Source organism: Mesorhizobium album (assembly GCF_033977205.1).
In the GTDB taxonomy this organism is placed as follows: Bacteria; Pseudomonadota; Alphaproteobacteria; order Rhizobiales; family Rhizobiaceae; genus Mesorhizobium; species Mesorhizobium album.
The window spans coordinates 76,783-95,952 of sequence record NZ_JAVIIW010000013.1 but is presented as its reverse complement, the minus strand read 5'-3'; the positions used below and the strand labels follow the sequence as shown (position 1 = coordinate 95,952).

General features: G+C 64.9%; 16 protein-coding genes. 2 read left to right on the top strand and 14 right to left on the bottom strand.

The window, feature by feature from the left end; all coding sequences use genetic code 11:
* The first annotated feature begins 50 nt into the window (after positions 1-50).
* Entirely contained in the window at positions 51-1,895 is a 1,845-nt protein-coding gene (locus tag RFN28_RS13475; protein WP_320287817.1) for an aminopeptidase P family protein, read from the top strand.
* 3 nt (positions 1,896-1,898) lie between these two features.
* Here RFN28_RS13475 and RFN28_RS13470 read toward each other — a convergent pair whose 3' ends face one another.
* The 4 genes from RFN28_RS13470 to ligA all read right to left on the bottom strand — a co-directional run bounded on the left by RFN28_RS13470 (position 1,899) and on the right by ligA (position 5,921).
* Complete coding sequence (locus tag RFN28_RS13470) at positions 1,899-2,195, bottom strand: AzlD family protein (protein WP_320287816.1); 297 nt, start codon at positions 2,193-2,195, stop codon at positions 1,899-1,901.
* Positions 2,192-2,920 (bottom strand): AzlC family ABC transporter permease, encoded by a 729-nt coding sequence (locus RFN28_RS13465; protein WP_320287815.1) that lies wholly within the window; start codon positions 2,918-2,920, stop codon positions 2,192-2,194. The genes RFN28_RS13470 and RFN28_RS13465 overlap by 4 nt, the downstream gene beginning before the upstream one ends.
* A gap of 107 nt (positions 2,921-3,027) precedes the next feature.
* The gene (locus tag RFN28_RS13460; protein ID WP_320287814.1) at positions 3,028-3,714 is read right to left on the bottom strand and encodes a DUF2461 domain-containing protein; all 687 of its coding nucleotides are present in this window, start codon (positions 3,712-3,714) and stop codon (positions 3,028-3,030) included.
* Positions 3,714-5,921: an NAD-dependent DNA ligase LigA gene (gene ligA, locus RFN28_RS13455; RefSeq protein WP_320287813.1), complete on the bottom strand. Its 2,208-nt coding sequence runs from the start codon at positions 5,919-5,921 to the stop codon at positions 3,714-3,716. Before ligA ends, RFN28_RS13460 begins: the two co-directional genes overlap by 1 nt.
* Positions 5,922-5,981: 60 nt before the next feature.
* Between ligA and RFN28_RS13450 the strand changes: the two genes are divergently transcribed.
* Entirely contained in the window at positions 5,982-6,119 is a 138-nt protein-coding gene (locus RFN28_RS13450; RefSeq protein ID WP_320287812.1) for a hypothetical protein, read from the top strand.
* Positions 6,120-6,202: 83 nt separating this feature from the next.
* On the opposite strand, the gene recN is transcribed toward RFN28_RS13450, so the two are convergent.
* From recN to murG, 10 genes are all read right to left on the bottom strand, one after another.
* Positions 6,203-7,876 carry a DNA repair protein RecN gene (gene recN, locus RFN28_RS13445; protein ID WP_320287811.1) on the bottom strand — a complete coding sequence of 558 codons (1,674 nt, stop codon included), beginning with the start codon at positions 7,874-7,876 and terminating at the stop codon, positions 6,203-6,205.
* A gap of 10 nt (positions 7,877-7,886) precedes the next feature.
* Positions 7,887-8,756 carry an outer membrane protein assembly factor BamD gene (locus RFN28_RS13440; RefSeq protein ID WP_320287810.1) on the bottom strand — a complete coding sequence of 290 codons (870 nt, stop codon included), beginning with the start codon at positions 8,754-8,756 and terminating at the stop codon, positions 7,887-7,889.
* A 203-nt stretch (positions 8,757-8,959) separates the two neighbouring features.
* Positions 8,960-9,907: a UDP-3-O-acyl-N-acetylglucosamine deacetylase gene (lpxC, locus tag RFN28_RS13435; protein ID WP_320287809.1), complete on the bottom strand. Its 948-nt coding sequence runs from the start codon at positions 9,905-9,907 to the stop codon at positions 8,960-8,962.
* Between the two features lie 359 nt (positions 9,908-10,266).
* Positions 10,267-11,928: a cell division protein FtsZ gene (ftsZ, locus tag RFN28_RS13430; protein ID WP_320287808.1), complete on the bottom strand. Its 1,662-nt coding sequence runs from the start codon at positions 11,926-11,928 to the stop codon at positions 10,267-10,269.
* Between the two features lie 68 nt (positions 11,929-11,996).
* Positions 11,997-13,304 carry a cell division protein FtsA gene (gene ftsA, locus RFN28_RS13425; protein WP_320287807.1) on the bottom strand — a complete coding sequence of 436 codons (1,308 nt, stop codon included), beginning with the start codon at positions 13,302-13,304 and terminating at the stop codon, positions 11,997-11,999.
* Positions 13,301-14,242 (bottom strand): cell division protein FtsQ/DivIB, encoded by a 942-nt coding sequence (locus RFN28_RS13420; protein ID WP_320287806.1) that lies wholly within the window; start codon positions 14,240-14,242, stop codon positions 13,301-13,303. The genes ftsA and RFN28_RS13420 overlap by 4 nt, the downstream gene beginning before the upstream one ends.
* Positions 14,230-15,156, bottom strand: a complete 927-nt coding sequence (locus RFN28_RS13415; RefSeq protein WP_320287805.1) for a D-alanine--D-alanine ligase — start codon at positions 15,154-15,156, stop codon at positions 14,230-14,232. The genes RFN28_RS13420 and RFN28_RS13415 overlap by 13 nt, the downstream gene beginning before the upstream one ends.
* 518 nt (positions 15,157-15,674) lie before the next feature.
* Positions 15,675-16,640, bottom strand: coding sequence for a UDP-N-acetylmuramate dehydrogenase (gene murB / locus RFN28_RS13410; RefSeq protein WP_320287804.1), 966 nt, complete (start codon positions 16,638-16,640; stop codon positions 15,675-15,677).
* Complete coding sequence (gene murC / locus RFN28_RS13405; protein WP_320287803.1) at positions 16,637-18,043, bottom strand: UDP-N-acetylmuramate--L-alanine ligase; 1,407 nt, start codon at positions 18,041-18,043, stop codon at positions 16,637-16,639. Before murC ends, murB begins: the two co-directional genes overlap by 4 nt.
* Complete coding sequence (gene murG / locus RFN28_RS13400; RefSeq protein WP_320287802.1) at positions 18,040-19,164, bottom strand: undecaprenyldiphospho-muramoylpentapeptide beta-N-acetylglucosaminyltransferase; 1,125 nt, start codon at positions 19,162-19,164, stop codon at positions 18,040-18,042. The genes murC and murG overlap by 4 nt, the downstream gene beginning before the upstream one ends.
* Positions 19,165-19,170: the final 6 nt, after the last annotated feature.

The following is a 19,170-nucleotide window of genomic DNA, read 5'->3' as shown; positions in this document are numbered from 1 at the left end:
CAAGGTCATGCGCTACGGTCTCCGCAAGCCACTCGAGGAGATGTCAAAAAATGTTCCAGACCTTTGATTCTGCCGGCGATCCGGCTGTCGGCAAGCCGCGTGTGGCGATGCTGCGCCAATGGCTGGCCGAGAACGGCCTGGACGGCTTAATGGTGCCGCGCGCCGACGAGCACCAGGGCGAATATGTCGCCGACCGCTCGGCGCGGCTGAAATGGCTCACGGGCTTCAGCGGCTCGGCCGGCGTCGCCATCATCCTGCGCGACCGCGCCTTCATCTTCGTCGACGGCCGCTACACGTTGCAGGTGCGCAATGAGGTCGACCTTTCGATCTTCACCATCGAGAGCCTCATCGACAACCCGCCGCCCAGCTGGATCAAGGACAATCTCGGCAAGGGCGCGAGGCTCGGCTTCGACCCGTGGCTGCACACCATTGGCGAGGTCAAGGCGCTGAAGGCCGCGGCCGAGCAGTCCGGCGCGACCTTGGTGCCGCTCGACCGGAACCCGATCGACATCATCTGGAAAGACCAGTCGGAGCCGCCGCGCGCACCGGTGGAGCTCCACCCGATCGCCTTTGCCGGCGAGCTCGCCAAGGACAAGCTGGCGCGGCTAGCGAGCGCGATCAAAAAGGATGGGGCGACCCATGCCATGCTGACCGACCCCTCCTCCATCGCCTGGGCCTTCAACATCCGTGGCGGCGATGTCGCACATACGCCGCTGGCGCTCGGCTTCGCCATCCTCGCTGCCGACGGCAAGCACCAGCTCTTCATGGACCAGCGCAAATTCTCGCGCCAGGTCGCGGCCTATCTCACCCAGCTTGCCGATCTGCATGATCCAGGCGAATTCGAAGCGGCGGTAGCCAAACTTGCCAAGGGCGGCGCAAAAATCGCGCTCGATCCAGTTCTGGCGGCGGAGAAGCTGAGGATGCTGGTCGAGGACAATGGCGGCAAGGTTGTGTCGGCGGCCGACCCCGCCCGCATTCCGCGCGCCACCAAGAACCAGGCCGAGATCGCCGGCAGCCGCGCCGCGCACCGCCGCGACGGCGCTGCGGTCGCCAGGCTGCTCTGCTGGCTCGACCGGCAGAAGCCGGACACGCTCGACGAGATCGACGTTGTGACCAAACTTGAAGAGGTGCGTCGGCAGACCGGCGAGGAAACGCAGATGCCGCTGCGCGACGTTTCCTTCGATACCATTTCCGGTGCCGGCCCGAACGGCGCCATCATGCACTATCGCGTGTCGCGCGCCACCAGCCGCAAGCTTCGAACCGGCGAGCTGTTCCTGCTCGATTCCGGCGGGCAGTATCAGGACGGCACCACCGACATCACCCGCACCGTGCCGATCGGCCAGCCGACCGAGGAGATGCGCGAGCGCTTCACGCTGGTGCTGAAAGGCATGATCGGCATCTCGACACTGCGCTTCCCTGCCGGCACGCGCGGCTCGGAAATCGATGCCGTCGCCCGCATGGCGCTGTGGAAGCATGGCTGCGACTTCGCCCATGGCACCGGCCACGGCGTCGGTTCCTATCTTGCCGTGCACGAAGGCCCGCAGCGCATCGCCCGTACCGGCACCGAGAAGCTGCTTGCCGGGATGATGCTTTCCAACGAGCCAGGCTACTACAAGGAAGGCTCCTACGGCATCCGCATCGAGAACCTCGTTCTGGTGACGCCGGCCGAACAGATCGAGGGCGGCGACATCGCCATGCACGGCTTCGAGACGCTGACGCTGGCGCCGATTGACAAGCGCCTCATCCGCAGCGACCTGCTGACCCGCGACGAGCTGCACTGGCTCGACCAATATCACGCGCGTGTGCTGGCCGAGATCGGCCCGATGGTGGACGGCGAGACGCTGGCCTGGCTGGAGAAAGCCACCGCGCCGCTGCCGCACGACGCCAAGATCTGATTTCTATCTGACGAACTGCCGCGCCAGAATCAGCACCGCCGCCCCGGCCAAGAACATCGCCATCAGGCCGTCGCGCAGCGACACTATCGCGGTGACCATCAGCGCCGCCCATTCGGCGGGTCCGGCATGTAGGAGCTCCGGCGCCACCAATGTCGTCAGCACTGCCGCGGGCACGGCGTTGAGACCTGCCTCGACGCGCGGATGGATGGTCTCGAAGCGCGAGATGACGAGGTGGCCGCCGACGCGGGTGAGATAGGTGGCTACAGCGCCGGCGAGGATGATCCAGAAGGTCGTGCTCATGGCCGCTCTCCCACGCCGCTGTGATGCGGCGGCAGGATCACCGCCAGCAGCACGCCGGCAATCGCGCCGATGGAAACATGCCAGGGCGATCCGACCGTCCTGTAGGCGACGATCGAGGCGGCCGCACTTGCGGCGACCACTGGCAGCCAAAGCGGCCGCTTGCGGAAGCCCATGACGAGGCCGAGGAAATAGATCGGCAGCAGGAAATCGATGCCCAGCGCATGCGTGTCCGGGATCATCTTGCCGAACACCGCGCCAAGCGCGCTTTCGGCCACCCAGAACACATAGACCGGCAGGCCGAGCCCCAGATACCAGACGAAGCCGACCGGCTGCCCGGACTCTGCCTTGGCCTCGGCAATGGCATATTGCGGATCGGTGAGCACGAAGTAGCCGAGCGCCTGCTGCAGCACCGGCCAATGCGCGATGCGCCGTCCGATGCCGGCGGAATAGAGCACGTGGCGGAAATTCACCGCGAAGATCGAGAGCACGACCAGCCATGGCGCGACATGCTGGCCGAACAGCTCGATGCCGACCATCTGACTGGCGCCGCCGAAGATCATGGCGCTCATCAGAAAGGCTTCGAACACGGAAAATCCGTTGTCGACGGCGAGCGCGCCGAACAGGATCGCGAACGGCGCCGAGGCGACGACGACCGGCATCGACAGCCGCACGCCGTCCCAGAAATCGCTTCTCGCACGGCTTTCGAAGATTGCTTCCGCAGACATCCGACTACTCCCTTGGGGTGCCTGATGTAGGGAGCGTCGCCTTCCTTGTCACACCAATTCGCTTGAGCCAACGACCAGCGGAACTGATCGCCAAGCGCTTAAATGGCTCAGGCAGCCGTGCCTTGGATCGCCCTGCCCCAATCGAGCAGCGGCTTGGCGCGCAAGGTGAAGCCGACGAGGTCGTCGACCAGCGCGGACGAGTAAATCGCCGCCGGATCGATCTCTTGCCGGACTAAAAAATGCCGGTTGCGCACGGCCTGGGCGAGATCGTCTTCGCCCACGTCCTCGAAGCCGCGCGGAGCGCGCTTCAGACAGTCTTCCGTATCGAGCGCGAGACCGCCCTTCTTCAGCGCCGCCACCATGGCGCGGAATGCCGCCGGCTTCGTCACGATCGCCTTGCGCATCGCCCGCAGCAGTTCGGGGCCCGGCTGCCACCAGGCGACGCCGGCAAAGCAGTTCTCGAGCCCGATATGCACATAGAAGACGCCCTGCTCCATTTTGGTGCCGTCGGGCGACAGGATCGCCGACAGATGCCGGTTGTAGGGGCGCTTGTCCTTGGAGAAGCGCACGTCACGATTGATGCGGAAGAGCGACCGCTTGCGGTCGCCGCGCAAGCCGAGCCCCGCTGCCGCAAAACGCTCGCTCAGCGTCTCGACGAGATCGCAGAACGGCTCATGCAGTTCACTCTGGTAGAGGTCGCGGTTTTCCTGGAACCATTCCCTGCTCTGATGGAAGTCGAGCGCCTTCAGGAACGGTATCGCCTTCTCGCCAAAACCCTTGAACGCGCCGGCCATCAGCCGCTCCTGCCGATGCGCTGCAGCCAGGTGTCCTCGTCGATCACTTCGATGCCGAGGTCGGTCGCAACCTTGAGCTTGGAGCCGGCGCCAGGTCCCGCCACCACCAGATCGGTCTTGGCCGAAACCGAGCCAGCGACCTTGGCGCCGAGCCGCTCCGCCATCGCCTTGGCCTCTGAGCGCGTCATCTTTTCCAGCGTGCCGGTGAACACCACCGTCTTGCCGGAGACCTCGCTGCCGGCCGAGACCTCCATGACATACGGCTTCGGATGAACTTGCGCCAGCAGCGCGTCGAGCACGTCGTCATTGCGTTCGTTGCCGAAGAAATCGCGCAGCGCGCCGATCACCGTATCGCCAATGCCGTTGATCGACGGGAAAACATCATGCGGATTCTCCGCCTTTGCCGTCTCCTTGCCGATGCGGATCAGTTCCTCGATCGTCGAGAACTCGCGGGCGAGCACCGCGGCCGTCGTCTCGCCGATATGGCGGATGCCGAGCGCGAAGATGAAGCGGTCGAGCTCGGGCTCGCGGCGCGCGTCGATGGCTGCGAACAGCTTGTCGAGGCCCTCGTAGTTGCGTTGCTCGACGCTGCGCACATTCTTGCGCGTCTTACCCGATGCGGCCTCGCGCTGCCTTGCCTGCTCCTCGCGCCGCTCGGCCAGCGCCCTGGTGACGGCCGGCCGGCGATCCTTGAGCGTGAAGATGTCGGCGGCTGTCTTCACCAGCCCGGCATTGAAGAAGAGGTCGATGTTTTCCGCGCCCAGTCCTTCGATATCCATTGCGCCGCGCGACACGAAGTGGCGCAGCCCCTCCACGGCCTGCGCGGCGCAAATCAGCTCGCCGGTGCAGCGCCGGCGCGAATCCTCCTTGCCGGTCTTCTCGTTGATCTCGCGCGTCGCCGGCGAGCCGCAGACCGGACAGGTGTGCGGGAATTCGTAAGGCACGGCGTCCGCCGGCCGCTTGTCGATGACGACGCTGACGATCTGCGGGATGACGTCCCCTGCCCGCTGGATCACCACCGTGTCGCCGATGCGCACGTCAATTCCGTCACGGATAGGCTGGCCGTTGCTGTCGAAACCCTTGATATAGTCTTCGTTGTGCAGCGTGACGTTCTCGACCACCACGCCGCCGACCGTGACCGGCGCCAGACGCGCGACCGGCGCCAGCGTGCCGGTGCGGCCGACCTGGATGTCGATCTTCTCGACCGTCGTCATCGCCTGCTCGGCCGGGAATTTATGCGCCACCGCCCAGCGCGGCTCGCCGGTCACAAAACCCCAGCGCCGCTGCAGCTCGAGCTGGTCGATCTTGTAGACGACGCCGTCGATATCGTAGCCGAGCGACGAGCGCTGCTCCTCGATCCGATGATAGTGCGCGATGAGCTCGTCAATGGACTTCGCCCGCACCATCAGCGGACTGACCTTGAACCCCCACTCCTTGAACTTCTGCACGGAATCGTACTGGGTCGGAGCCGGATCCGCCGTGGTGTAGCCCCAGGCATAGGCGAAGAATTTGAGATTCCGGCTGGCGGTCACCGCCGGGTCCTTCTGGCGCAGCGACCCGGCCGCGGTGTTGCGCGGATTGACATAATCCTGGCCGCCGATAGCCGCCGAGCGCTGCTTCAGCGCCTCGAATTCGGCATAGGTCATGTAGACCTCGCCACGGATTTCGATGACCTCGGGCCAGCCCGAGCCCTTCAGCGTCTTCGGGATGTCGTCGATGGTTTTCAGATTGGCGGTGATATCCTCGCCGACGGCACCGTCGCCGCGCGTCGCGCCCTGCACGAACACGCCGTTTTCGTAGCGCAGCGACGCCGATAGCCCGTCGATCTTCGGCTCGGCGGTGAAGGCGATGTCGAGATCCTTGTCGCGGTCGAAGAAGCGCCGGCCGCGCTCGATGAAATCGGCGACATCCTGGTCGGTATAGGCCTTGCCGAGACTGAGCATCGGCACCGCGTGGCGCACCTTGGCAAAGCCTTCCGCCGGCGGCGCGCCGACCCGGCGCGACGGCGAATCCTCGCGCACGAGATCGGGAAAGCGCTCCTCGATCGCAAGGTTGCGCCGCGCCAGCGCGTCATACTCGGCGTCCGAGATCGTCGGCGCGTCCTCGGTGTGGTAGCGCCGGTCGTGCTCCGCGATCTCCGCCGCCAGCCGCTTCAGTTCTTCCGCGGCCTCGCTCTCGCTCAGCGATTCGACTGGTTTTTCCGACATGCATCAGTCCCTGATCAATGCATGTCGCCCAAAGGTGTGCTGCAGTTTTGGGATGACGACATGCATAAGAACAACAAGCCAAAGCGCGACGCTACGCGACGCGCCTTGGCGGCGCGCCACTATAAAACAGGATTCGCTGCAAGGGAGTCGGCTTGCGAAGAAATCATTGCTGAACAGCAAGATGCAGCCATCTGCTGACTCAACCTTCGAAGCCAGAAAATCAAGCGTACGGGTGTGTTGAGATTCAGGTCAGGCTGGCATCACCTGAATATCGACGCAGCCTAGGCTGCCGCCGTATTTTCGCGTAGCAATCGCTCGGCCGCGGCGCGCGCCTCGTCGGTGATAGTGGCGCCGGCCAGCATCCGCGCGATCTCTTCCTGGCGTGCCGCGCGATCCATTTCGGCAATACCGGTGGCGACGCGGTCCTTGCCGCCGGACTTGGAGATCAGGAAATGCGTTGCTGCGCGCGCCGCAACTTGCGGCGCATGCGTGACGGAAAGCACCTGCACCCGCTTCGAAAGCCTGGCCAGCCGCTGGCCGATGGCGTCGGCTACCGCGCCGCCGACGCCGGTGTCGATCTCGTCGAAAACAAGCGTCGGCGCCGAGCCGCGATCGGCAAGCGCCACCTTCAGCGCCAGAAGGAAGCGCGAGAGCTCGCCGCCGGAGGCGACCTTCATCATCGGCCCGGGCCTGGTGCCCGGATTGGTTCGCACCCAGAACTCGACCTGGTCGATGCCCTCTTCCATGCGGCTTTCGGCGTCACTCACCATTTCGACGATGAACTCCGCTCGCTCGAGCTTGAGCGCCGGCAATTCGGCCATCACCGCCTTGCTCAGGCCGACTGCGGCGGCGTAACGGAGCGAAGAAAGCTGTGCCGCGGAAATATCGTAAGCCTCGCGCGCCGCGGCCGCCTGCTTCTCCAGCCCGTGCAGACGTTCCTCGCCGGCATCGAGGTCGGCAAGGTCGGCCGCCATCGTGTCGCGCAGCTGCGCCAGGTCATCGACCGTGACATTGTGCTTGCGTGAGGCTGCGCGCAGCGAAAACAGCCGCTCTTCCGCCTTCTCAAGGCGTTGCGGATCATATTCGGTGGCGCGAAGCGCCGTCTCGACGCCGGACTGCGCCGCGTCGAGCGAGATCATCGCCTCGTCGAGCGATTTCACCACGTCATCGAGCAGGCCGGGCACCTCACCCGACTTGCGCTGCAGTCGCCTGAGCAGGCTGGCGAGCTGCGGCAGAGGCGAGGACGGTCCCGACAGCACGTCCTGCGCATCGTGGATCTCGGAAGCGATCTTTTCGGCGCGCATCATCTGCGCGCGCAATTCGGCGAGCTCGGTCTCCTCGCCCGGCTGCGGATCGAGCTTCGCAAGCTCGGCGACGGCGGCCCTGAGATAATCGGCCTCGCGCGCCGCCGCCTCGACCTTGGCGCGATGCCTGGACAGCTCCTGCTCGCAGCTTCGCCAGTAGCGCCAGGCCTCGCCTGTCCCGCGCACGGCGCCCAAATGGCCGCCGAAACTGTCCAGCAATTCACGATGCGCGCCGGGATCGACGAGGGCGCGCTCGTCATGCTGGCCGTGGATCTCGACCAGGGCGCGGCCGACATCGCGCATCAGGGTCACGCTGGACGGCTGGTCGTTGACAAAGACGCGGGTGCGGCCGTCGGCGGTTTGCACGCGGCGCAGGATGATATCGCCGTCATCCTCGATGTCGTTGTCGGCGAGCAGCGCGCGCGCCGGATGATTACGAGGCACGTCGAACACGGCGATGACCTGGCCCTGTGCCGCGCCGTGGCGGACAAGCGAAGCGTCGCCGCGCGCGCCAAGCGCCAGCGACAGCGCATCGAGCAGGATGGATTTGCCGGCGCCGGTCTCGCCGGTCAGCACCGAAAGTCCGGGCAGGAAGTCGATGTCCAGCTTCTCGATCAGGACGATATCGCGGATCGACAGTCTGGACAGCATCAGCGAAGCTTCAGGCGCCGGTAATCAGCTTCCCGGCCTTGGAGATCCACGACCCGGCATTCTCGCGCGGTTCAAGCCCATTGCTCTGCAGGAGCTTGTAGGAATCCTTGTACCACTGGCTGTCCGGATAGTTGTGGCCAAGCACCGCCGCGGCCGTTTGCGCTTCCGAGGTCAGGCCCATCGCGTAGTAGGCTTCGGTCAGGCGGGCGAGCGCCTCCTCGACATGGCGCGTGTTGGAGTAATTCTCGACCACGGTGCGGAAGCGCTTGACTGCGGCAATATACTCGCGGCGTTCGAGATAGTAGCGGCCGATCTGCATCTCCTTGCCGGCGAGCTGGTCGGTGGCAAAGCGGATCTTGTCCTTGGCGTCATCGACATATTCCGAGGTCGGCCAGCGCGTCACCAGGTCCTGCATGGTCTGCACGGTCTGCCGCGCTTCCTTCTGGTCCTGGGTGACGTCCTTGATCTGGCGATAGTAGCTCAAGCCGATGATATACTGGGCATAGGGGGCGTCGTCGGTCGAAGGATAGAGCGTGAGATAGCGCTTGGCCGAGCCGATCGCCTCGTCATAATTGCCGGCGCGATAGTCGGCGAAGGCGCCCATCACCATCGATTTGCGGGCGAATTCCGAATAAGGATGCTGGCGATCGACGGCGTCGAACTTCTTGCTCGCCTCGTCGAGGCGGCCGGCATTCAGGTTAGCGAGGCCCTGGTTGTAGAGCACGTCTGCCGGTTCGGTCTGGTCGACATAGGTCGCCAGATTGACGTCCTTCTCCGACGACATGCAGGCCGACAGCACCAGCGACGGCGCAATCAACGAAAACGCCAGGAAAACAGCCCGATATGGCGCCTTCGATTGACCAACTCGCGAAAAAAACATGTCTGGATTCCGCCCTTTCGGCGTCGTTTCGGTCCGGGCCGCAGCCATAAACCATTATCCCCTTGCCCGGCAACGCTATGTCCGGCCAATCGCACATTTTTGTGGCGGCTTGGCGCTGTGCTCAAGGCTGCACAATTTCACCGGGCCTGTGATGCAATCGTGCAACACAAGCTTGCGATACAAAGCCAGAAAACGGTTAAAAATCAGATCACCCAGGGCGCGTAGACCGGTCCGCTGACGGCGATCATCTCGGCGACGCGGCCACGCTCGCGGCGCCTCGTCTCGACGATTTCGAAGGCCGTGCGGTCGGACAGCAGGCGGCGAAGCGCTGCCGCGTTCATCCGGTGGCCGCCGCGATAGGAGCGGAAGCAGCCGATGAAGCGCGCGCCGGCAAGCGCCAGATCGCCCATGGCGTCGAGCGTCTTGTGGCGGGCGAATTCGTTTGGATAGCGCAGTCCGCCAACATTGATGACGCGGTTGTCGTCGCCGATGACCAGCGAGTTTTCCAGCGACGAGCCGAGCGCATAGCCGGCGGCCCACAGCCGCTCGACATCCTTCATGAAGCCGAAGGTGCGGGCCCGCGCGATGTCGCGGCGGAAGATGTCTGGGTTGATGTCGGAGGCAAAGAGCTGCCGGCCGATCGCCGGGCTCTCGAAGTCGATCTCGACCTCGAATCGCGTGCCGTCATAGGGGCGGAACTCGGCCCAGGACGCGCCGGCTTCAATGCGGACCGGCTTGACCACGCGGATATAGCGGCGTTTGACAGCCAGCGTCTCGATGCCCGCCTGGTCGAAGGCCTCGACGAAGGCCACGGCGCTGCCGTCGAGAATCGGAACTTCCGGACCGTCGATCTCGATGATGAGGTTGTCGATGCCAAGTCCGAACACAGTCGCCATGAGATGCTCGACTGTTCCGATGTGCTCGCCGGCCGGATCGCCGAGCATGGTGCAGAGATCGGTGGCGCCGACCTCGGAGACCAGCGCGCGGAACTCGCGGCCCTCGCCGCCATTCGAAAGGTGGAACACGATACCGGTGTCGGCGTCTGCCGGCAGGAAGTGAACCGTGACGGGCTTGCCGCTGTGGACGCCCGTGCCGGTCAGCGTCACGCGCGCTTTAACTGTCGTCTGATAGTCGTGCAAGACAAACCCCATAAGCCCAAACTGCCTGCGTCCGCTTTGTCGGCCTCTTGAGCATTTTCCAGCCAGGCGGATGACCTAGCGTCCGCACAAATGCGGCGAAACAAGCAAAGGCATGCGGCTCTGATATGATCGGCAGGCAGGGCCAACTCCCCGAATCCCGGCAAACCGACTTTAGTCCGACGCGAAGATAATGGCCCGTCCGGGAGACTCCAAATCACGGTTTCTTACCCCGTGTAACCGCGACCTTGAACGAGAAGGCTCCCGTAGCGCTTTGTTTTATAAGCTCTTTTAACGCCAACAGGCAGACGACTTCTCGTCTGCCTGTTAACAACCGTTATATATCGTTAACGATCAGCGGCCAGCTGTGTCGATCAGTTGGCCTGGCGGCGCAGGAATGCCGGGATCTCCAGCTGGTCGTCTTCCTGGATGGTGCGGCTCTGCGGCGTGAGTCGGCCCTGGTCGTCGAGCTGGCCGCGGCGCGGCGCGTAGAGCTGCGGGTCCTGGCTGGCAAGGCGGCGCATTTCCGGTGCTGCCTGGCGCAGCTTCGGCTCGCGCGGCTGCGCCGGCTGGAGCCGGGCCGGCTCCTCCTCGCGGCGGGTCAGGCCGTTGGTCAGGCGCTTGATCAGCCCCATCGGTCCGCTGTTCTCATGATCCGCGGGGCGGCTCTTGGCTTCCACCTCGGCCCTCACGACGGGCGGAAAGTCCTCGACGCGTGGCATGCGCTGCGGGGCTGCCGCCACCGGCTGCAGCATCTCGCGCTGCGGCGCAGGCTGCATGACCGGCTGTTGGGCGACAGGCTGCGGCGCCGGCTGAGGCTGGGCCGGCGGAGCCTGGAAGATCTTGCTCTGCGGCCGGAAGTCGTCGACCGGCGCCGGACGCGGCTGCGCCATCGCGGCGGCATTGGCCTCGGCAAGCTGGATCGCCTCGGCGACCGGATCGACCGCGCGCGGCTCGTAAGTCTGCTGCTGAACCGGTGCCGGACGGCTTTCCTGAACGGGCGCCGCGGGACGGGCGACCGGCTTCTGCGGTGCGCGGATCGAGATCGGCGCTGCAGCGATTTCGGCCGCCGACTTGTCGATGCCGGTCGCGACCACCGAGACCCGGATCACGCCTTCCAGCTCCTCGTCGAAGGTGGCGCCGAGGATGATGTTGGCGTCCTGATCGACCTCCTCGCGGATGCGAGTCGCGGCTTCGTCGACCTCGAACAGAGTGAGGTCGCGGCCGCCGGTGATCGAGATCAGCAGGCCCTTGGCACCCTTCATCGAGGTCTCGTCGAGCAGCGGGTTGGCGATCGCAGCCTCGGCGGCGGCCATCGCACGGCCCTCGCCCGATGCTTCGCCGGTGCCCATCATCGCCTTGCCCATCTCGCGCATCACCGAGCGGACGTCGGCGAAGTCGAGGTTGATCAGGCCTTCCTTGACCATCAGGTCGGTGATGCAGGCAACGCCGGAGTAGAGCACCTGGTCGGCCATGGCGAAGGCGTCGGCGAAGGTGGTCTTGTCATTGGCCAGCCGGAACAGGTTCTGGTTGGGGATGACGATCAGGGTATCGACGCATTTCTGCAGTTCCTCGATGCCCATATCGGCCGTCTTCATGCGGCGCTGGCCTTCGAAATGGAACGGCTTGGTGACGACGCCGACGGTGAGGATGCCCTTCTCGCGCGCCGCGCGGGCAACGACCGGAGCAGCGCCTGTGCCGGTGCCGCCGCCCATGCCGGCGGTGACGAAGCACATATGCGTGTTGGACAGATGATCGATGATCTCGTCGATGCATTCTTCCGCCGCCGCGCGGCCGACTTCCGGCTGCGAGCCGGCGCCGAGGCCTTCGGTGACATGCGCGCCGAGCTGGATCAGCCGCTCGGCCTTCGACATCGTCAGCGCCTGCGCGTCGGTGTTGGCCACCACGAACTCGACACCGCGCAAGCCGGCGGTGATCATGTTGTTGACCGCATTGCCGCCGCCGCCGCCGACACCGAACACGGTGATGCGTGGCTTAAGCTCGGTGATGTCCGGCTTCTTGAGATTGATGGTCATAGCTCTCCGTCCTTTGCCTTTCCCGCCGCCTCGCCGCTGCGGCCGCCTATGGGGCTGTCCCCGTCAAATTAAAAACTGTCTCTCAACCACTGACTCATGCGATGCAGTTTTCCGCCCGTTCCGGTCATCCTGAAACCGGAAAGTCCTTTCGCCGAATGGCTCTCGAAGCTCGCCATCTGCGGATAGATCAGAAGTCCGACCGGGGTCGAGAACGCCGGCCCCTTGGCCGCTTCCGGCAGGCCTGCCACGCCGAGCGGCCGGCCGATGCGCACATTGCGTCCGAGGATGCGGCGCGCCGCCTCCGGCAGGCCGGCCAGCTGGCTGGCGCCGCCGGTAAGAACCACACGCTTGCCGACGGCGTTGCCATAGCCCGATTTGTTCAGCCGGTCGCGTAGCAACTCCAGCGTCTCGTCGATGCGCGCGCGGATAATGCGCGTCATCACCGAGCGCGGTATCTGCAGCGGCAGCTCTCCTTCCTCGCCGATCGGCTGGATGGAAACCAGGTCGCGATCGTCGGCGCTGCCTGGCAACGCCGAGCCGTGCATCACCTTCAGCCGCTCGGCCGCGTCGAGCGAGGTCGACAGGCCCTTGGCCATGTCGAGCGTCACATGATTGCCACCGATAGCGATGGCGTCGCCATGCACGAACTTGCCTTCCGAGAACACCGAAATGGTGGTTGTGCCGCCGCCCATGTCGATGCAGGCCGCGCCCATTTCGAGCTCGTCGTCGACCAGCGCCGCGAGACCGCTGGCATAGGGCGTCGCCACCATGCGCTCGACCGACAGATGCGAACGGTTGATGCAGAGCTCCAGGTTGCGCATCGGCGCGGAATCGCCGGTCAGCACATGCATGTCGACGCCGAGCGCGTCGCCGACCATGCCGCGCGGATCGCGCACGCCGCGTTCGGCATCGAGCGAGAAGCCCACGGGAAGCGAGTGCACCACCTCGCGTTCGGCCCGCAACGCCTGCTTGGCGCCGGCGGCAAGCACGCGCTTGATGTCGGCCTCCTCGACCTGGTGACCGCCGAGATTGATGGTTGCGGAGAAGGCTTCGCTCTTCAGCCGGCCGGCCGTCATGTTGACGATGAGGGAATCGACGGTGAGCCCCGCCATGCGCTCGGCCGCGTCGACGGCAAGCCGAACGGCATGCTCGGCGCGGTCGAGATCGACGACCACGCCCGACTTCACACCTTGCGATTTCTGATGGCCGATGCCGATTACCTGGATGCGATGCGAGCGCCCGCGCAGAAGCTTGCCGTCCTCGCGCGGCTTCAGCTTCGCCACCACGCAGCAAACCTTGCTGGAGCCGACATCGAGCACCGTGAGCGTGCCCGACCGGCGCGAAGAAGCATCACCGCTGCCGCCAAGCCAGCTCATATTTTCGTCTCCGGCTTGCGCTTCGTCAGGCTCTTCGGCTTTTCGCTGAGCGCGGCCTCGCGCTGCGTCGCGGCTTCCGGTGAGAGCTCCACCACCAGCCGATCAGAGAGCCGCATGTCGACGGCGGCGATGTCGCGCGTCAAAAGCCCATTGTCATGGTCGAGCTTCACGAGCTCGGCGATAGCCTGATCCTCGCCGTCTTCCGGCAACTTGACCGTGATGCCGTTCTCGAGCTTGAGATCCCAGCGCCGCTCGCCGACGCGGATATAGCCCTTCACCCGCGCCGCAAGTTCAGGATAGCGCTTGATCTTCTCCAGGAAGTCCGGCGCCTTGGCCGGCGCGCCCGTGCCGATGATCAGCGGCAGCAGAGCCTGCTTGCCGCCCGAGAACGGCGCGATCACCTCGCCCGACCGCTCGATCACCGAAAGCGAATCCCCCTGCTGCCAAAGCGCGAAGGGCTCGCGCTCCTCGACACGAACCTCCAGCGTATGCGGATAGATCTTGCGCACCGCCGCAACCTCGACCCAGGGCAGCGTCGCGATGCGCTCGCGCGCGGCCTCGGCATCGAAGCCTATCAGCGACGTCCAGCCGTCGAGGCCGAGCTGGCCCAGTATGTCGATCTCGGACGTCTGGCGATTGCCGACGACCTTGATCTGGTCGACGGCAAAACCGGTGCGGGCGGTCACGCCCTGCACGATGCCGTCGGCATAGCCGCCGAGATAGGAGCCGTAGGCTCCGGCGGAAGCCAACAGCGCAGCCGAGAGGATCGCGGCGGAAAAACGCGGCGCCTCATACTCGCCGTCGCAGAGGCGAGTAAGCAGTCGCACCGGTCGGCGAAGCTGGCGCGGCAACACGAAATGGTCGAACGACAGCGACACGCCGAACAGCGAGAGACCAGCCCCGCCGCCTTTGCCCTGTCCCCACCTCAACGCAGACACGAAGCGTCCTCCACCATCCAACTCAACAAATCGCCGAACGAGTGTCCCGCTTGCGCGGCGATTTCAGGCACCAGAGACGTCGGCGTCATGCCCGGCTGGGTGTTGATCTCGAGCCAGACAACCTCGCCGTTTTCGGAGTGACGGTCGTCGTAACGGAAGTCCGACCGGGAAACGCCCCGGCAGCCGATAGCAAGATGAGCCTTGAGGGCCAGTGTCTGTATTTTTTGGTAAATATTCGGTGAAATTTTTGCAGGGGTTTCGTGTTTTGACCCGCCGGGCACGTACTTTGAATCGTAATCGTAGAAGGAATGGCCCGTCGGGATGATCTCGCAGACCCCCAGCGCCACATCGCCCATCACAGCACAGGTCAATTCGCGCCCATGGATGTAGCGCTCGACCATGACGGTCTCGCCATACCTCCATTCGGACGAGCCGATCACCTGCGGCGGATGCGATTGCCCCTCATGCACGATGACGACACCGAAGCTCGAGCCCTCGTTGACCGGCTTCACCACGTAAGGCGGCTTCATCGGATGCTTGTTCCGAACAGCGAAGCGGTTGACCACCTTCGATTCCGCGACCGGGATGCCGGACGCCTTGGCAACCTTCTTTGCCTGCTCCTTATTCATGGCCAGCGCCGAAGCGAGCACACCCGAATGGGTGTAGGGGATTGCGAGATATTCGAGAATTCCCTGGATGGTGCCGTCCTCGCCGAACGGGCCATGCAGCGCATTGAAGGCGACATCAGGCCTGAGTTCGGCAAGCACAGAGCCGACATCGCGCGAAACATCGACGCGGGTGACCTGATAGCCTTCGTTCTCGAGCGCATCCGCACATGCCTTCCCCGAGGACAGAGACACGGGCCGCTCCGAGGAAAATCCCCCCAGGAGAACAGCCACATGCTTCTTCTTCATCCCGTCATTCCCTCTCACGCCGGGCCTGCAACCGATATTTCCGCACGCAACATTCCCGCATAGTGAGTCCGAGTCTTCCGGCAGGTTGCCCCCCAGACGGAAAACGCGGGTAACGCGTCAAACGACTCAAATCAGGAAACGCTTTAGGGCAGAGAATCAGAGAGTTGATTCCCTGGCAAGTGCCTATGATTCCGAGAGATTCACTTTCCGCGAAAACAGGAGAAAAAAGCGTGTCGTTGAGTCTTTACGGCAACGCCTGACGACCGTTGCCGACCAGGGAAGTTCACGTACTACTTGAACTTTCTACTACGGTGAGGCGTGTTGAGATTCAGGTCAGGCCGAGCCGAGAATGGTGGTTTCCGAGAACCGGAGCGGAGCGTACTTGAAGTACGTGAGCACCGGCCTACGCCGGCCGTAGCCTTAACTACCACGCCACTCATGAGTGCCTCGGCCGGCGAAGGCCGGAAGCGCATGAAGCCGCCTTTCGCAGGCCGGCCTCACCTGAATATCAATACGCCTCAGAGAAGTTGCCCCAGAAATTCCTGCACCTCGTGACCCGGCCGGAAATTGCCGAGCCGCTGGATCTCCCAGTGCAGCCGGATGCCGGAATTCTCGAGCACCCTCGCCCGCACCGTCTCGCCGAGATATTCGAGGTCGTAGCCGGTCGCGGTGCCAGTGTTGATCATGAAGTTGCAGTGCATCGGCGACATCTGCGCGCCGCCGATCATCAGCCCGCGGCAGCCCGCCTTGTCGATCTCCTTCCAGGCCGAGGTGCCTTCGGGATTCTTGAAGGTCGAGCCGCCGGTCTTCTCGCGGATCGGCTGCACCGTCTCGCGGTGGTTCTGCACGGCGTCCATCGCCGCCTTGATCGCCTCCTTGTCCTCCGGAACGCCTTCGAAGATGGCGGAGGTGAAGATCAGCCCGGAAGGCGCCGACGAATGGCGATAGGCATAACCCATGTCGGCGTTGCTCAGCGTATGAACATTGCCCGCACGGTCGAGAGCTTTGACTTCGACCACGCGCTCGCGCGTCTCGGCGCCATTGGCGCCCGCATTCATCCGCAGCGCTCCGCCGACGGCGCCCGGAATGCCATGATAGAAGTGGAAGCCGCCGATGCCGGCTTCGTAAGCCACGGCCGCCAGGCGCTTGTCCGGCGTCGCGGCGCCCGCCTTGATGGTGGTCGGCCCGGTGATCTCGGCCTCGCCGAAGCCCTTGGCCGAAAGCCTGACGACGAAACCAGGGATGCCGCCGTCGCGCACCAGAAGGTTCGAGCCGACGCCGACGACCGTGATCGGCATCTCTTCCGGCACAGCGCGCAGGAAAGCCGCGAGATCTTCCTCGTCGGCCGGCTGGAACAGCGCTTCCGCCTGTCCGCCGGCGCGGAACCAGGTGATCTTGTCCATCTCGGCGTTGGGCGTGATGCGGCCGCGCAGGCCGGCAAGCTTGTCGCCGAGTTTGTCGATCAGGGCTTGGCCACGCATCATGAGAGCGTTCCCCCCAGTTCCTTCGGCAAAGCATAGGCCCATTGGGTAATGTTGCCCGCGCCAAGGAAGACGACGAAGTCGCCGGGCTTGGCCAGATCGCGGATAGCCGGCGCGATCGCCGTTGGGCCTTCGATATAGCGCGCGTCGCGATGGCCACCGGCGCGGATGCGCGACACCAGCGCGTCCGAGGTCACGCCCTCGATCGGCTCCTCGCCGGCCGGGTAGACCGGCGCCAACATCACCGTGTCGGCATCGTTGAAGCAGACGGAGAACTCATCGAACAGGTCGTGCAGCCGGGTGAAGCGGTGCGGCTGCGCGATCGCGATGACGCGGCCCTTGGTCGCGCCCCGCGCCGCTTTCAGCACCGCCGCGATCTCGACCGGGTGGTGGCCGTAGTCGTCGAACACATCGACGCCGTTCCAGGACCCGGTGTGCGTGAAGCGGCGCTTGACGCCGGCGAAGGACGAGAGGCCTCTCTTGATCGCTTCCTCCGACAGGCCGAGCTCATGCGCGACCGCGATCGCCGCCGTGGCGTTGGAGACATTGTGCCGGCCCGGCATCGGCAGCCGCAGGCCCTCGATCGTCGTCGTGCCGCGGCCCTTGCGGTCGCGGATCACCACGTCGAACTCCGATACCGCGCCTTCCATGCGATGGTTGGTGAAGCGCACGTCGGCCTGCGCATTCTCGCCATAAGTGATGACGCGCCGGTCCTCGATGCGGCCGACAAGCGCCTGCACCTCCGGATGGTCGGTGCACATCACGCCGAAGCCGTAGAACGGCACATTCTCGACGAACTGGCGGAAGGCCTCGCGAACCTTGTCGAAGCTGCCATAGTGATCGAGATGCTCGGGATCGATGTTGGTGACGACGGCGATATCGGCCGGCAGCTTGAGGAAGGTGCCGTCGCTCTCGTCGGCCTCGACCACCATCCACTCGCCGCCACCCATGCGGGCATTGGTGCCATAGGCATTGATGATACCGCCATTGATGACAGTCGGATCGAGCCCGCCGGCTTCGAGCAGCGCCGCCACCATCGAGGTGGTCGTCGTCTTACCATGCGTGCCGCCGATGGCGACGGCCTGGCGGAAGCGCATCAGCTCGGCCAGCATCTCGGCGCGACGCACGATCGGCAGCAGCTTTTCGCGCGCGGCCTTGAGCTCGGGGTTGGATTTCTTGATGGCCGTCGACACCACGACCACCTCGGCGTCGCCGACGTTCTCGGCCTTGTGGCCGACGAAGCATTCTATGCCCTTGTCGCGCAGCCGCTGCACATTGGCGCCGTCAGCCTGATCGGAGCCCTGCACCTTGTAGCCCAGATTGTGCAGCACCTCGGCGATGCCGCTCATGCCGATGCCGCCGATGCCGATGAAATGCACGAGGCCGATCGTCTGCGGCATCTTCATGCGCGCGTCCTCCTGTAGTCCGAAACCGTCTTGCCGGACGCAATAGCCTCTGTCAGATCGGCGAGCAACCGCGCCGCGTCGGGTTTTCCGGCCGAGCGGGCGGCAGCGGCCATCGCTGCCAACCGGCCAGGGTCCTGCATCAGCCCGCCGACCAGCTCGGCGATCCGCTCGGCCGACAGCGTCGATTGCGGATGGAGCTCGGCGCCGCCGGCCGCGGCAAGTGCTGCGGCATTCGCCGCCTGGTCATGGTCGAGAGCGTGCGGATAAGGCACTAGTAGCGCCGGGCGGCCGATGACGGCGATCTCCGATACGGTCGAGGCGCCGGAGCGCGACATCACCAGATGCGCCGCCGCCATGCGCGCCGCCATGTCTGTGAAGAAGGGCGAGACCTGCGCGTCGACGCCGAGATTGGCATAGGCGGCCTTCACGCGCGCCACGTCTTCGGCGCGCGCCTGCTGGGTGACTGCCAGCCGCTTGCGCTGCGCTTCAGGCAGAAGCGCGATAGCCGCCGGCACCGCGTCGGAAAAGAACTGCGCGCCCTGGCTGCCGCCGAACACCAGGAAGCGGAACGGTTCGCCGTCGTTGGATGCCGTGTAGGGTGTCTTCGCCGCTTCGAATATCTGCGGCCTGACCGGATTGCCGGTGGTCACCGTCTTGGCGCCGGCGGCACTTGCCCCTTCTGGCAGAAAGCCGCCTGCAATCGCATCGACGCGGCTCGACAGGGCCTTGTTCGCCCGGCCCATGACGGCGTTCTGCTCATGAATCAGCGTCGGCACCTTGCGCCGGGTCGCCGCATAGAGCGGCGGCAGCGTCGGATAGCCGCCGAAGCCGACGACGGCCTCGGGCTTGATCCTGGCGATCACCCGCCCCGCTTGCCGCACGCCTTGCCAGATTGTCCAGAAGGCCGAGAGCACGGCGAAGGGGTTCTTCGAGCCCAAAGTCGCCGAGCGGATGGAGTGAATCGCGACGGCGGGAAAGTGGCCGGAGTAGCGTTCGGCGCGATGGTCGGTGGCAAGATGCACCTCCCAGCCGCGCTCGATCAGTTCATGCGCAAGCGCCTCGGCCGGGAACAGATGCCCGCCCGTTCCGCCGGCTGCGAGCAGGATGACACCCTTCGACATCCTGCC

Excerpts from the sequence above, each read along its gene's own strand:
- ftsZ (WP_320287808.1), bottom strand. The coding sequence starts at position 11,928 with ATGACCATCAATCTCAAGAAGCCGGACATCACCGAGCTTAAGCCACGC.
- RFN28_RS13440 (WP_320287810.1), bottom strand. The coding sequence starts at position 8,756 with ATGTTTTTTTCGCGAGTTGGTCAATCGAAGGCGCCATATCGGGCTGTT.
- murB (WP_320287804.1), bottom strand. The coding sequence starts at position 16,640 with ATGATGCGTGGCCAAGCCCTGATCGACAAACTCGGCGACAAGCTTGCC.
- recN (WP_320287811.1), bottom strand. The coding sequence starts at position 7,876 with ATGCTGTCCAGACTGTCGATCCGCGATATCGTCCTGATCGAGAAGCTG.
- RFN28_RS13475 (WP_320287817.1), top strand. The coding sequence starts at position 51 with ATGTTCCAGACCTTTGATTCTGCCGGCGATCCGGCTGTCGGCAAGCCG.
- RFN28_RS13415 (WP_320287805.1), bottom strand. The coding sequence starts at position 15,156 with ATGAAGAAGAAGCATGTGGCTGTTCTCCTGGGGGGATTTTCCTCGGAG.
- RFN28_RS13450 (WP_320287812.1), top strand. The coding sequence starts at position 5,982 with ATGCATAAGAACAACAAGCCAAAGCGCGACGCTACGCGACGCGCCTTG.
- RFN28_RS13465 (WP_320287815.1), bottom strand. The coding sequence starts at position 2,920 with ATGTCTGCGGAAGCAATCTTCGAAAGCCGTGCGAGAAGCGATTTCTGG.
- murG (WP_320287802.1), bottom strand. The coding sequence starts at position 19,164 with ATGTCGAAGGGTGTCATCCTGCTCGCAGCCGGCGGAACGGGCGGGCAT.
- murC (WP_320287803.1), bottom strand. The coding sequence starts at position 18,043 with ATGAAGATGCCGCAGACGATCGGCCTCGTGCATTTCATCGGCATCGGC.
- lpxC (WP_320287809.1), bottom strand. The coding sequence starts at position 9,907 with ATGGGGTTTGTCTTGCACGACTATCAGACGACAGTTAAAGCGCGCGTG.
- ftsA (WP_320287807.1), bottom strand. The coding sequence starts at position 13,304 with ATGAGCTGGCTTGGCGGCAGCGGTGATGCTTCTTCGCGCCGGTCGGGC.
- ligA (WP_320287813.1), bottom strand. The coding sequence starts at position 5,921 with ATGTCGGAAAAACCAGTCGAATCGCTGAGCGAGAGCGAGGCCGCGGAA.
- RFN28_RS13460 (WP_320287814.1), bottom strand. The coding sequence starts at position 3,714 with ATGGCCGGCGCGTTCAAGGGTTTTGGCGAGAAGGCGATACCGTTCCTG.
- RFN28_RS13470 (WP_320287816.1), bottom strand. The coding sequence starts at position 2,195 with ATGAGCACGACCTTCTGGATCATCCTCGCCGGCGCTGTAGCCACCTAT.